The following is a 14,050-nucleotide window of genomic DNA, read 5'->3' on the forward strand; positions in this document are numbered from 1 at the left end:
GCCCGGCTTCGACCGACGAGGGCAGACGACTGAGACTTCGCGTCCGCGCCCTCGCGACACATCACCTGACACGAAGGATGACGCCCGCCATGACTGTACGAAAGAGCGTGCGCCGACTGCTCGCCACCGCCACGGCAGCCTTGCTGGTGGCAAGCGGTGTCGCGCTGGCTCCGGCCGCGGCGACCGCGGCGCCCGGCACGGTCGCCAACGCGACGCTGAGCTGGGGCGTGAAGGAGTCGTTCCGCAATTACATCGGCAACAGTGTGTTCAAGGGGAGAACGAGCCTCCAGGGAACCACTGCGCAACCGCAGAGCGGAGGAGTGTTCACCTGGTCCGGCGGGGTGGGAACGGCTGACAACACGGCGGCCGTCGCCGATGTGGCATTCGGGGCAGGGAATGGCGTTCATTTCCAGTCGCACCCCATGACGGATTCGACTGGTGCGGAGACGTACGCGCTGGACCTGAAGTTCACGAACCCTCGCGTGACGGTAACCTCGGCGACCACAGGTGTGCTGCACCTCGACGTCGTCGGCCGGGAGTTCTCCGGAGTGACGACCGTCGGCGAGACGTATGAACTGGCCGATGTGAAGATGGCCACCCTGAAGCTTCCCGCCTCGAGTACCTCGGGTGGGGTGCGCACGTGGAGCAATGCGCAAGCGACGCTCACCGAAGAGGGTTCGGCGGCGTTCGGCACGTTCTACGCCGCGGGGGATGTGTTGGATCCCGTGACCTTCTCTCTCCCGATCACCGTCCCGAAGCCGCCGGTCGACCCGAAGCCGCCGGTCGATCCGCAGCCGACCAAGGCGCCGTTCACCGACGTGAAGTCGGGCGACAAGTTCTTCAAGGAGATCACGTGGATGTACACGGAGGGTGTCTCGACGGGCGTCAAGCAGCCGAACGGCACCCGCACCTACGAGCCGAAGAGCAACGTGTCCAGAGAGGCCATGGCCGCGTTCCTCTTCCGCCAGTACAACACCAATCAGAACTACCGCGCCCCCGCGAAGTCGTACTTCTCCGATCTCAAGCCGGGTGACAAGTTCTACAAAGAGATCTCCTGGATGTACGCGCAGAAGATCTCGACGGGCGTGAAGCAGCCGAACGGCACGCGTGCCTATCAGCCGAAGGCCGGGATCACTCGAGAGGCCATGGCCGCATTCATGTATCGTCTCGACACCCGCTCGAAGCCGGCGACGCCGCGAACGTCCCCATTCGTCGACGTGAAGCCGTCGGATAAGTTCTACAAAGAGATCGCCTGGATGTCGATCACAGGGCTCTCGACCGGCATCAAGCAGCCGTCGGGAAAGCCGGCGTACGCGTCGAAGAGCAATGTGACGCGAGAGGCGATGGCGGCGTTCCTCTACCGCGCAGATCGCCAGTAGTCGATGCGAAGCGCACTGGGCGGACCTCCTCGGGGAGGGCCGCCCGTTGCGTTTCGGCAGTGATTTCCTCGTCTGACTTGCAACATCTGATGATCCGGACCAGACTAGAAGTCGGAGAACTTAGGTAACCCTCACCTTGGGCAGACTTGCACCGCGTGACGAGGCTCCAGTACTTCAGATCGACGTCGTCTCACCAAAGGATTATTCGTGTCTGCTCGCGCGCGCATCGCCAGAACCAGCTCCCTCGGCATCGTCGGGATGCTTGTGGTCGGCGCTGTGTTCGGCGGCGCTTCGGCCGCGTATGCCGATGAGGCGGTCGCCGGGTCGATCAGTGCGATCGAGTCGGAGGAGTCAGCGCAGAGCGGCGACGAGACGAGTGGCGGATCCCAAGTCGCGGACGATGCTGATGACGTTTCGCCGGCACCTGAGGCTCCGTCGGCTCCGGCGGAGGCACCCGCGCCCGAGGTGTCGGAGGACCAGGAAGTGCTGGTCGAGACCGACCCGCAGGTGAGCGAAGCCGCAGCTGCTGCGCCGCAGCTTGGGGAGCAGGCCGTGGAAGCTGCGTCTGACGCCGTCGAGACCGGCGCGGGGAATGCGACGCTGTCCTGGGGTGTGCGCGAATCCTTCCGGAACTACATCGAGAGCAAGATCGCGAAGGGCTCGATCGAATCGGTGGGTGGAACCACCGCACCCGCGCCCTACACATGGACCGGTGGAACCGGAACGGGCATCGCCCAGGCCGACGGCACCGACCTCGAAGTGACCTTCGGCGAGAACGATGGGGTGCACTTCCAAGGCCATGAGAGCGGCGAGGTGCACATTCTCGACCTGAAGATCACCGAGCCGAGAATCACCGTCACATCGTCGAAGACCGCCGAACTGTATGTCGACGTCGATAGCCGCAAATTCGTCGACACCGTGACCGTCGGTGAAATGCAAACGTTCGACGACGTGCACTTCGCCGATATCCAGTTGTCGAAGCCCGCGATCGAAGGCACGAGGTACACCTGGAAGAACGCGACCGCGGAGATGACGGCTGCCGGTCTCGAAGCGTTCGGCGGCTTCTACAGCGCGAACGACGCCGGTCTCGACCCCATCACGTTCTCCGCCGACATCACGGAGCAGCCGGAGCAACCGAGCCCGACCGCCACGACTACCTCCCTGACGGCCAAGTCGAGTTCACCCTATGTCGGGGCGAATGTCGCGCTCACCGCAGTGGTCGGCCCCGCCGATGCCTCCGGGGCCGTGCAGTTCACGCAGAACGGCGAGAACCTGGGAGACGCGAAGCCTGTGAAGAATGGCGTCGCTGAGACGTCTGCCAAGCCGTCGAAGCCCGGGTCCTACTCGTATGGCGCGGTCTTCACGCCGAGTGACCCCGAAGCGTTCCGGGCGTCGAAGTCGGCGCCCAAAACGGTGAAGCTCGAGCGCGAGGTGACGGGCACCGCCGGCACGCTGCAGTGGGGAGTGAAGGAGTCGTTCCGCGACTACGTTGTAGGCCCCATCGCCGGCGGCAAGATCAAGGCATCCGCTGGAGCGAGACAGGCCGAGAACAACGGCGTCTTCACCTTTCCACAGTCGTCGACCCAGAACTGGAACGGAGCGTCTGGCTCGGTGCAGTACGCCGGAAAGGTGAACTTCTTCGGGCACCACGGGCAGATGAACGTCGATCTCCTCAACCCCACCATCGTGGTGAAGAACGCGACGAGCGCAGAGGTGCGCATCCCGTTCGACGGCACGACGCTCACGCTCGCGCACATCGATCTGACACAGATCAAGCCGCAGAAGCTCGAGGGGAACGCCGTCAAGTTCACGAAGGCGCCGACCACTCTCTCGAAGGCCGGCGCGGAGCGCTTCTTCGTGAACGGCACTGGTGCGGGGCCGACTGGCACCTTCTACGACGCGGGAACCAAGCTCGACGACATCACCTTCATCATCGGAGCGGATAGCGGCACGAAGCCCGCGGAGCCCACCGATCCCGCGAGCAAGCCGAAGCCCGCTGGCACGCCCGAGACCCCGGCTGCGCCGGCGTCGACCGACGGCGCCGCGGCCGGATCCCTCTCGTGGAGCGTGTCGAACGCCTTCGCCGCGTACACGACGTGCACCAACAAGGAGGCGTACGGATACGCGCACTGCGCGAAGGGGAGCATCGAGACGAACGGCGTCGGCGCCGGCTACCTCTTCCCGCAGGCGGCGAGCTCGAGCTGGGATCGAGCGAGCCAGACCGGCACGGTGAGCTACAGCGGTTCGGTCGCCTTCACGGGCTACGGCATGACCATGTACAACGTCTCCAACCCCTCGATCACCGTCTCGGGCCCTGCGAGCGCGACTCTCAGCACCGGCAACTCGACGTCGTTCGGCTCCGGCACCTACCAGCTCGATCTCGCGAGCGGCAGCAAGTCGGTCGGTGCAGGCGGAGAGGTCACCTGGAGCAATGTGCCGGTTCTGGGCACGCTGAGCAGCGGGGGCGCCGGGGGCAGTGGCAGCCAGTCGATCGGGCTCGATCCCCTCACGTTCACCGTGGGCGCAGAGTCCCAGGTCAGCTTCGGCGCTACCGCGGCCGGCAGCGAGAAGAAGCAGTACACCGCAGCCGATACGCCCCCGGCGACGACCGGTGTGACCGTGCTCACCGACGCCGAGAAACTCACACCGGGCGGGCGCATCGAGATCGAGGCGTCGGGCTTCGACCCCGACGACGAGGGTGTGCTGGTCGTGCTCTACTCCGATCCGATCGTGCTCGACGATGCCGCGACCGCTGATAAGAACGGCGTCGTGCGCTGGTCGGGCACGCTCCCCAAGGACGTGCGCGGCACGCACACCATCACCATCCAGGGCAGCACGAATGCCGGCGCCGTCATCGACATCGTCGAGCCGAAGAAGAAGTCGGCGCGTTCGGCTGACGTCGAAACCGAGGCGCTCTCCGGCGCAGTCGTCGAGGATCGCGTCACCTCAGCGGCCATCATTCCTGCCGGCGGCATGGCACCCTGGGAGTGGTGGGCGAGTGCGGCCGGGCTCGCAGCGATCGCTGCCTGCATGACGCTCCTCACGATTCGCCAGCGCCGCAACTCGGCCTAGCGATCCTCCCATTCCCGTCCCACCCCACGATCTCCAGGAGGTCCATCAGTGAACGCCCGAATCCGCCGCTCCGGCGCACTGCTCGCAGGCGCTGCGATCATCGGCGGGCTGCTGCTCGCGCCCACTGCGGCGCAGGCGCAGCAACCGGTTCGCGCCGCAGGCGAAGCAGGCGTGTGCGAGATCACGGGCGGCGAGCTGTCGTGGGGCGTCAAAGAGAGCTTCCGCGCGTACATCAGCGGCAGCATTGCGAACGGATCGTGGGAGGCGAGCGACGGTGCGACGTACGAGACGCCCCAGTTCACGTGGGACGGTGCGACCGGCAGCATCGACACGGAGACGGGCGAGGGAAGCGTCTCATTCACGGGAACCGTGCATTTCACCGGCCATGACGGGGTGCTCGACCTGACCATCGCGAACCCGACCCTCGAATTCGAGGGCGACGGCAAGGCGGCTCTGCTGCTCGACGCGCGGAGCACCGACATGGAGGGCGAGGTCGCGATCGACACCCAGCAGGAGTGGGTCGGCGACGTGATCGTGCCGGATCAGCTGCCCATCTCCGACGACGCGCTCGTCGCTGACGCGCTCTCGACGACCCTCACGAACACGGGCGCCAAAGCGTTCGCGGGCTTCTACGAAGCGGGCGCAGAGCTCGATCCGGTCGATCTCGACCTGCAGTTCTCCAGCTGCGCAGATGCCGGTGCGGCCGGCGCCGGCGCGGCTCCCTCCGATTCGGATGGGGCTTCGGAGGAGATCCTCCCCGCCCCCGACGCCGTCGAGACTGCCGCGCCCGCGGCGTCGCCCGCTGCGATCCCGTGGCTCCCGATTATCATCGGAGGCATCGCGATCCTGGTGATCGGAGTGACCGGAGGCATGCTGCTCGCAGGGCGCAAGGGTAAGGCGGCGGCGACGCCGACCCCGGATCCCGCGCAGCCGTCCGAGCCGGCATCCGACACGGGAGCTGACCATCGTCCTTCCGGGGAGACTCGGTGATGCGCCACCGCGTCGCCGCCGGCTTCGCGGCCCTCCTCGCAGGGTCTCTGCTGCTCGCCGGCTGTGCTGCTCCGTCGGATTCGACCGGCACTGATGCGCCCGCCGCGGTGTCGACGACACCGCTCGCCGAGCTCGCGACCCTCGAAGACCCCAAGGCCTACGTCGGCCCGTCGACGGCGGTGCTGCAGCACTCCACCATCGAGCCCGTGGCTGAGAATCCGGTGCAGTCGCTGCCGGCGACCGTACCCTCGTTCGCGACCGACGGCTCCAGCACGGATGTCACGGTCGAACGGGCCGACAAGGTGGTGGCGGCCGATCTCGGCGGCAACATCTCCGTGACGATCGCAGGGCTCGGATTCGCCGACAGCCTCGTCGGCGTCGACCAGTCGACCACGCTCGAGAGTCTGGCCGACCTTCCTCGCGTCACGAGCGGGGGACACACGGTGAACGCCGAGGCGATCATCGACCTGCATCCGGACGTCGTGGTGACCGACGGGTCTGTGGGTCCGCGAGACGTCATCGAGCAATTGCAGGATGTCGGCATCCAGGTCGTCTTCGTCAAGAACGACCCGTCGTTCGAGGGAGCCGAGGAGCTCGCCCGTCAAGTCGCCGCGATCTACGGCAGCCCCGAAGTGGGCGAGCAGCTGGCCGAGCGCATCGCGAGCGAAGTCGAGGCAAAGATCGCGGAGATCGCGGAGATCGCACCCGGCACCCCCGCCGACAAGCTGCGCATCGCATTCGTGTACCTTCGCGGATCGGCGGGCGTCTACTACCTCTTCGGCAAGGAATCAGGGGCCGATCAGCTCATCGAGGCGGTCGGCGGGGTCGACGTCGCCACCGACATGGGCTGGGACGGCATGAAACCGATGACCGACGAGGCGCTCGTAAAAGCGAACCCAGACCTCATTCTCGTCATGTCGCACGGCATCGAGTCGGTCGGCGGCGTCGACGGGCTGCTCGAGGAGAAGCCCGCGATCGCCGTGACCACCGCCGGCGAGCACCGCCGCTTCGTCGACATGGAGGACGGCACGGTGCTCTCGTTCGGCCCGCGATCCGCCGAGATTCTCGACGCGCTCGCGCGCGCCATCTACGCGCCGGAAGGTCAGTAGCTGCCGCGCTCCGGCGCGGCGAACGCCGATACAATAGGTGATCGTGCCGGCCCCGGGGCCCCGGGTCGCAGCGGTACTCACCAGCGCAGAGAAAGCATCACGTGACGAACGCCACACCGAGTACCCTCGGCCGCCGCAGTGCAGGCCGCGGTGCCATCGTCATCACCGCTGCCGTGATCCTGGTGATCGTCGGCATCATCCTCTCGGCAGGGCTCGGTCAGCTCTCGATCGGGCCGACAGAGGTCGTCGGGTCCGTGCTGCGACGGATCGGCATCGCCAACTCCTGGGCTCCCACCGACGAGCTGCTGGACCGCACGCTGTGGCAGATCCGCTTCCCGCGCGTCATAATGTCCTTGCTCGTCGGCGCCGCACTGGCGGTCGCCGGCGCCGTCATGCAGGCGATCTTCGGGAACCCGCTCGCCGAGCCCGGTGTGGTCGGCGTCTCGTCAGGTGCGGCGCTCGGCGCATCGGCGTCGATCACGCTCGGCATCACCGCGTTCGGCGGGTGGACGATCGCGATCTTCGCCTTCCTCGGCGGCCTCGCAGCGACATTCATCGTGTACCTGACGGCACGCGCGCAGGGTCGCACCGAGATCGTCACGCTGCTGCTCACCGGCGTTGCCATCAACGCGTTCGCCGGTGCAGGCCTCGCGCTGTTCACCTTCATCGGAGACACCGCCAGTCGCGAGCAGATCGTCTTCTGGCAGCTCGGCTCGCTCAACGGATCCCGGTGGAACGAAGTCGGTATCGTGGCGGTCGTCGCCGCGGTCGCCGCCTGCATCGCGATCCTGTTCGCCCAGCAATACGATCTCCTCTCGCTCGGGGACCGCACTGCAGCGCACCTCGGGGTGCGCGTCGAGCGACTGCGCATCGTGTCGATCGTGCTCGTCGCGCTGCTGACCGGCGTCGGCGTGGCCTTCGTCGGCGTCATCTCGTTCGTCGGCCTCGTCGTGCCCCACCTCATGCGCATGATCCTCGGTCCCGCGCACCGCCTGCTGCTCATCTGCTCACTGCTGGGCGGAGCCGTGCTGCTGATCTACGCCGATCTCCTGGCACGCACACTGGTCGACGGCGCGGATCTGCCCATCGGCATGCTGACATCGCTCGTCGGCGGGCCGTTCTTCTTCTGGCTCATCCGTCGCAACCGTCGTCGCTCGGGAGGCTGGGCATGAATGTCGAGGAGCCCGCCGTCTCGCAGCAAGCCGGCGCAGTCGCCCAGCAGGTGGACGGCGTGAGCTATCACGTCGGTTCCGTCCCGATCTTGACCGACGTCACGATGGCGGTGCGATACGGCGAGGTGCTCGCCCTCGTCGGCCCGAACGGTGCCGGGAAGTCGACCCTGCTCAGCGTGCTCTCTGGCGACATCGTTCCGTCGAGCGGTTCGGTGGCTCTCGACGGGCGGGGTCTCGGAAGCTGGCCGGCCCGCGACCTCGCACGTGCCCGCGCGGTACTGCTGCAGGCCAATCAGGTCGCGTTCTCGTTCACCGCTCAGCAGGTGATCGACATGGGGCGCGCACCCTGGATCGGGACACCGGACGCAGACGATGACGAACGAGCCATTCGCGATGCGACGACCGCGGCCGACGTCGGGCATCTGACCCAGCGCGGATTTCCGCATCTCTCCGGCGGTGAGAAAGCGCGAGTCTCTCTGGCGCGCGTGCTCGCCCAGGAGACACGGATCGTGCTCCTGGATGAGCCGACCGCAGCCCTCGACCTGAAGCACCAGGAGGCGGTGCTGCAGATCGCACGGGGGCTCGCCGAACGCGGCAGAGCCGTCATCGTCGTGCTGCACGATCTGTCGCTCGCCGGGGCGTACGCCGACGAGGTCGCCATCCTCGCCAATGGCGCGCTCGTCGCCCGCGGCGCCCCGGGGGAGGTGCTCACCGAAGCCCGCATCGCCGAGGTGTACGGGGCCCCCGTGCGCGTACTGCAGGATCCCGACACCGGGAGACCGATCGTCATTCCTCGACGAGAACGCTGATCCTGTCACCGTTCTGGCAGGTCTGCCACGGTAGTGTGGCAGAATCTCGCAGTGCGCAAGTTCTGCTGCATATCGGCGACATCTGAAGGGGTACCGCGTGGCGCGACCGACCGAAGCAGGGACGAAGAGTCCCTCGGCCCGTCAGTCATACCCCGAGGATCGATTCGACCGCGTGCATCACACGGGTCGGATCGGAGCGCACCGCGTCACCGCGCGCCCACGATACGTCTGGCAGTACCTGATCGCCGGTCTGCTCGGGTTCGCCCTGCTCACGACCGTCGGCATCCTCGCCGTGCAGAGCATCGGCGCCACCGGCAAGCTGCCGCTCGCCTCCTCCGGGGACTCCTCCGGTTCAGCGGCGCCGACCGTCAAGGCAGAGCTCGATCCCGAGGCGACGATCGCAATCCTCAATGGAACCCCGACGGAGAATCTCGCGGCGGCGCTCGACGCGATCGTCACGACCGAGCAGTGGGGCAAGATTCAGTTCTCGGGGAGCGCGGAGACGACCGATGTCGCGATCTCCGCCGTGTTCTACTCGAACCCCGACGATGCCGCCGCCGCCGCCGGCCTCGCCGAGAAGCTGGGCGGCGTCTCGACGTACACGTCGACCGAGTACGAATCGTACGGAGTGCGTCTGGTCGTGCTTCTGGGCGCGGACTACAAGGGACCGGGCCTCGAAGAGGCCGCTGAGATCACCGACGGCTCCGCCGATAACGCGACCGATGCCGATGCCGATGCCGACGGTGCACCGGAACCCGAGACGAATCCCGAGACGGGTCTGCAGATCAACCCGACGACGGGTCTCGACATCGACCCGGCGACCGGATGGGACATCGACCCGACGACGGGCTTCCCGATCGATCCGGCGACCGGTCTGCCCACCGACCCGGCGACGATCCCGCCGAGCGACCCCGCAGTGGGCGGCTCGATCTCGGGCTGACCTGCGGGGCGGGGACCATTCCCGCGTTGTTCGCTGCGCGCGAGCAGACACGCTTGCACTCGCCCGGTCAGAGTGCCAAAATGAGTGTTAGCAGTCGATCCGACTGAGTGCTAAACATTCGTGCGACGGCGCTATGCGTCGGCACGATGCTCACCACATCGAAACACCTCCGGAGGGGCAAATACATGGCAAAGATCATTGCGTTTAACGAGGAAGCGCGTCGTGGACTCGAGCGGGGTCTCAACACGCTCGCTGACGCTGTGAAGGTGACGCTCGGCCCCCGCGGCCGCAACGTCGTGCTGGAGAAGAAGTGGGGCGCCCCCACGATCACCAACGACGGCGTCTCCATCGCCAAGGAGATCGAACTCGACGATCCCTACGAGCGCATCGGCGCCGAGCTCGTCAAGGAGGTCGCGAAGAAGACCGACGACGTCGCAGGCGACGGCACGACGACCGCTACCGTGCTCGCACAGGCACTCGTGCGCGAGGGTCTGCGCAACGTCTCGGCCGGCAGCGATCCGATCGCGATCAAGAAGGGCATCGAGAAGGCCGTCGCGGCAGTGTCGGCCAAGCTCCTCGAGAACGCTCAGGAGATCGAGACCACCGACCAGATCGCGGCTACCGCATCGATCTCGGCAGCTGACGAGCAGATCGGTCAGCTCATCGCCGAGGCCATCGACAAGGTGGGCAAGGAAGGCGTCGTCACCGTCGAGGAGTCGAACACCTTCGGCACCGAGCTGGAACTCACCGAGGGCATGCGCTTCGACAAGGGCTACCTGTCTGCATACTTCGTCACCGACACCGATCGCCAGGAAGCCGTGTTCGAGGATCCCTACATCCTCATCGTGAACAGCAAGGTCTCGAACATCAAGGACCTGCTCCCCGTCGTCGATCCGGTGATCCAGTCGGGCAAGCAGCTGCTCATCCTCGCCGAGGACGTCGAGGGCGAAGCTCTCGCAACCCTCGTGCTCAACAAGATCCGCGGCATCTTCAAGTCGGCGGCCGTCAAGGCTCCGGGCTTCGGCGATCGCCGCAAGGCGATGCTGCAGGACATCGCGATCCTCACCGGCGGCCAGGTCATCTCGGAAGAGGTCGGCCTCAAGCTCGAGAACGCGACCCTCGACATGCTGGGCACCGCTCGCAAGGTCATCATCACCAAGGACGAGACCACCATCGTCCAGGGCGGCGGCGACGACGAAGCCATTCAGGGTCGCGTCACGCAGATCCGTCGCGAGATCGAGAACACCGACAGCGACTACGATCGCGAGAAGCTGCAGGAGCGCCTCGCGAAGCTCGCGGGCGGCGTCGCCGTCATCAAGGCGGGCGCTGCGACCGAGGTCGAGCTCAAGGAGCGCAAGCACCGCATCGAAGACGCAGTGCGCAACGCGAAGGCTGCAGTCGACGAGGGCGTGCTCCCCGGCGGTGGCGTCGCGCTCATCCAGGCCGGCAAGGACGTCTTCGAGGGCCTCGAGCTCTCGGGTGACGAGGCTGTCGGCGCGAAGATCGTGCAGACCGCTATCGAGGCGCCGCTGCGTCAGATCGCGCTCAACGCAGGTCTCGAGCCGGGTGTTGTGGCGGATCGCGTCGCGAACCTGCCGATCGGTCACGGCCTGAACGCCGCAACCGGCGAGTACGGCGACCTGGTGGCCCAGGGCATCCTGGACCCGGCGAAGGTCACCCGCTCGGCACTGCAGAACGCAGCGTCGATCGCAGGGCTCTTCCTCACCACCGAGGCCGTCGTCGCCGACAAGCCGGAGCCGGCATCCGCCGCTCCCGCCGGCGATCCGACCGGTGGCATGGACTTCTAAGTCCTCAGCCTCCAACAGAGATACCCGAACAGGGGTCGCGTCTTCGGACGCGGCCCCTGTTCGCGTGTCGGGGGGTCCGGTGCGGTCCCTGTTCGCGCTTTCACCGCATGTCCGGTACCGCGAGTCCTGCAGGGGACCCGGTCACCAGCGGACGCATCTTGAAATCGCGCACTGCGCCACACGGAATCCACTGCGCGAGCGCAACAGAGATGTTGGGTGCGGCGATCGCTGCGCCACGGGGTCGGCACCGCGCAGTGCGTCATTCGCTCACAGGTGCTGTGGCTCTCGGCCATTTCGCCGTATTGCTCACAGACGCGCTCCTCGAACGGGAGACCGATGCAGACAGCGACCACGATGGAGCTATGAGCATACGGACCGAACTTCATCGCGCCGGCGGTCCTGGGCAGAGCGGAGCCGGTACGGAGGATACGCTCCGCACCACTCAGGATCCATTGCTGGACGCGCGGCTGCTCGAGGCGCACGGCCGTAAGAGGCGGGCGACCGCACTAGGCGCACGTGGAAGCACCCGCGGCTGCGAGCGCGGAAGCGGGTCAGGTGAGACGCGGTACCGGGACCGTGTCGTCGGAGGCCTCCGCGCTTGGCAGATCGACCCGGAAGGTCGCCCCGCCGCCGGGCGTCTCATGCACGCTGACCGTGCCGCCGTGCGCGTCGACGATGGACTTCACGATGGCGAGGCCCAGGCCGGAACCGCCGGTCTCACGATTGCGGGAGGTGTCCGCGCGCCAGAAGCGGCCGAAGATCTTGTCCCGGATCTGCTCAGGAACGCCCTCGCCGTGGTCGACGATCTCGAAACGCGTGAACGACTTCGCACCGGGCGCAGGTTCGGGGCTGGAGACGACGAGCTCGATCGGGCCGCCGTCCGGTGTGTGCCGCATGGCATTGCCGAGCAGGTTGGTCATGAGCTGCCGCACCTTGTGCTCGTCACCGATGACCGCGGGCTCCGCAGGATCCGTGATCACGGCGACCTCGCGGTCAGGCGCTTGTGCCCGCGCATCGAGCGCCGCGTCGGTGGCGAGCTTGTTGAGCGGAAGCGTCGCAAGCGCGAGCGGCCGCCGTTCATCGAGGCGGGCGAGCGCCAGCAGATCCTCGACGAGCGAGGTCATGCGGATCGCCTCTTTCTCGATGCGCTCCATCGCCTGGGCGACGTTCTCCTCCTCCTGCAACGCACCCATCCGATAGAGCTCGGCGTACCCGCGCACCGAGACGAGCGGGGTGCGGAGTTCGTGGCTCGCATCCCCGATGAACCGGCGCATGCGCTCGATCGTGCGCGCCTGGTCTTCCAGTGACCCGTCGAGACGATCGAGCATGATGTTCAGCGACTGGCCCAGGTGCCCCACCTCGGTATGGGGACTCGAGATCATGATGCGCTTGGAATAATCGCCGCGTGCGATCTCGAGCGCCGTGCGCTCGACCTCCGCGAGTGGAAGGAAGGTGGCAGTGACGAGCAGTCGGGTGAGTGCGGCGCCGAGCAGGATGACGGCGATGCCGAACCCGGTGAAGATGATGATGTACTGCGCAACCGTCTGGGTGACCGGTGCCGTGGAAGAGGCGATGAGCAGCGTGCCAGCCGCCTGCCCCTCCTGATAGATCGGTTTGACGATCGCGTTCCATTTGACGCCGTCGGCAGCGCGCAGTCCGACGAGTGCGGATTCGTACTGCGACATGACGTCGTCGAGCGTGATGCCCGTGACCTGGGGCAGCGTTTTTCGATCTTGATCTCGCGTGTTGTCGCGAATCACGTTGCCGTCGGCGTCGAGCAACGCGACGTAGTATCCGCTGGGCGCCTGCGTAATGTCTTCGGGCGTCAGTCCGTTGAAGTTCGCGTAGGGGCGCAGCGCCGGCGTCGGATTCTCGCGGAGGCGTTCGAGCGCCTGCGTCTGATTCGCAGTGAGCATGGGGTGGAGCACGGCGAGGGTGCCGACGCCCGCCACGATGAGCCCGAGGAACAGGATGAAGACCGTGACGCCGGTGATCTTCGCCCGCAGCGAGACGTCGGCCCAACGCTCCGACCAGTTGGGCCGAGCCACGCTACTTGACTTCGGTCTTCAGCATGTACCCGAAGCCGCGCTTCGTCTGGATCAGCGACTCTTCGGTCAGCGGATCGAGCTTGCGCCGCAGGTACGAGATGTAGGACTCGACGATGCCGGCGTCGCCGTTGAAATCGTACTCCCAGACGTGGTCGAGGATCTGCGCCTTCGAGAGCACTCGGTTCGCGTTCTGCATGAGGTAGCGGAGCAGCTTGAACTCGGTGGGTGAGAGCTCGACCGACGCGCCCTGCACGGTCACTTCGTGCGTGTCCTGATCCATCGTGATGGGGCCGACGCTGAGCACCGAATCCTCGTCTTCCTGGATCGTGCGGCGCAGCACGGCCTTGATGCGGGCGATGATCTCGTCGAGGCTGAACGGCTTCGTGACGTAGTCGTCGCCGCCGACCGTGAGGCCTTCGACCTTGTCCTCCGTGTCATCCTTCGCGGTGAGGAAGATGATCGGCGCGGTGTAGCCCGCGGATCGCAGGCGCTTGGTCACGCTGAAGCCGTTCATGTCGGGCAGCATCACGTCGAGCACGATGAGGTCGGGTTCCTCCTCGAGCACCGCTGAGATCGTCTGCGCGCCGTTGCCGACCGCGCGAACGCCGAACCCGGCGAAGCGGAGGCTCGTGCTGAGCAGCTCGCGGATGCTGGGCTCGTCATCGACGATGAGAATCCGGGGTCCTTTTGGCTGAGTGTTCATGCACCCAGTCTCTGATGGTT

At 66.5% G+C, this 14,050-nt stretch carries 10 protein-coding genes; 8 read left to right on the forward strand and 2 right to left on the reverse strand.

Translation table 11 applies throughout. From position 1 onward, the window contains the following. Window positions 1-89: 89 nt before the first annotated feature. The 8 genes from WFH23_RS00495 to groL all read left to right on the forward strand — a co-directional run bounded on the left by WFH23_RS00495 (window position 90) and on the right by groL (window position 11,279). On the forward strand, window positions 90-1,379 hold the full coding sequence (locus tag WFH23_RS00495) for an HtaA domain-containing protein (RefSeq protein WP_336661249.1): 1,290 nt from the start codon (window positions 90-92) through the stop codon (window positions 1,377-1,379). 207 nt (window positions 1,380-1,586) lie between these two features. Next, window positions 1,587-4,451: an HtaA domain-containing protein gene (locus WFH23_RS00500; RefSeq protein WP_336661250.1), complete on the forward strand. Its 2,865-nt coding sequence runs from the start codon at window positions 1,587-1,589 to the stop codon at window positions 4,449-4,451. Between the two features lie 48 nt (window positions 4,452-4,499). Further along, entirely contained in the window at window positions 4,500-5,441 is a 942-nt protein-coding gene (locus WFH23_RS00505) for an HtaA domain-containing protein (RefSeq protein ID WP_336661251.1), read from the forward strand. Next, window positions 5,441-6,550 (forward strand): ABC transporter substrate-binding protein, encoded by a 1,110-nt coding sequence (locus WFH23_RS00510; protein ID WP_090146798.1) that lies wholly within the window; start codon window positions 5,441-5,443, stop codon window positions 6,548-6,550. The genes WFH23_RS00505 and WFH23_RS00510 overlap by 1 nt, the downstream gene beginning before the upstream one ends. 101 nt (window positions 6,551-6,651) lie before the next feature. Continuing rightward, complete coding sequence (locus WFH23_RS00515; protein WP_442918665.1) at window positions 6,652-7,722, forward strand: FecCD family ABC transporter permease; 1,071 nt, start codon at window positions 6,652-6,654, stop codon at window positions 7,720-7,722. After that, window positions 7,719-8,531 carry a heme ABC transporter ATP-binding protein gene (locus WFH23_RS00520; protein WP_200330013.1) on the forward strand — a complete coding sequence of 271 codons (813 nt, stop codon included), beginning with the start codon at window positions 7,719-7,721 and terminating at the stop codon, window positions 8,529-8,531. The genes WFH23_RS00515 and WFH23_RS00520 overlap by 4 nt, the downstream gene beginning before the upstream one ends. A 97-nt stretch (window positions 8,532-8,628) precedes the next feature. Further along, complete coding sequence (locus WFH23_RS00525) at window positions 8,629-9,471, forward strand: LytR C-terminal domain-containing protein (RefSeq protein ID WP_336661252.1); 843 nt, start codon at window positions 8,629-8,631, stop codon at window positions 9,469-9,471. Window positions 9,472-9,656: 185 nt separating this feature from the next. Next, complete coding sequence (groL, locus tag WFH23_RS00530) at window positions 9,657-11,279, forward strand: chaperonin GroEL (RefSeq protein ID WP_090146809.1); 1,623 nt, start codon at window positions 9,657-9,659, stop codon at window positions 11,277-11,279. Window positions 11,280-11,830: 551 nt separating this feature from the next. Here the strand turns inward: groL and WFH23_RS00535 are convergent. Both WFH23_RS00535 and WFH23_RS00540 read right to left on the reverse strand, forming a co-directional pair. Then, on the reverse strand, window positions 11,831-13,327 hold the full coding sequence (locus WFH23_RS00535; RefSeq protein WP_090146813.1) for an ATP-binding protein: 1,497 nt from the start codon (window positions 13,325-13,327) through the stop codon (window positions 11,831-11,833). Window position 13,328: 1 nt separating this feature from the next. Then, on the reverse strand, window positions 13,329-14,030 hold the full coding sequence (locus WFH23_RS00540) for a response regulator transcription factor (protein ID WP_010156155.1): 702 nt from the start codon (window positions 14,028-14,030) through the stop codon (window positions 13,329-13,331). Window positions 14,031-14,050: the final 20 nt, after the last annotated feature.

The sequence above is a fragment of the Leucobacter sp. USHLN154 genome (genome assembly GCF_037145595.1).
GTDB classification, from domain to species: domain Bacteria; phylum Actinomycetota; class Actinomycetes; order Actinomycetales; family Microbacteriaceae; genus Leucobacter; species Leucobacter alluvii.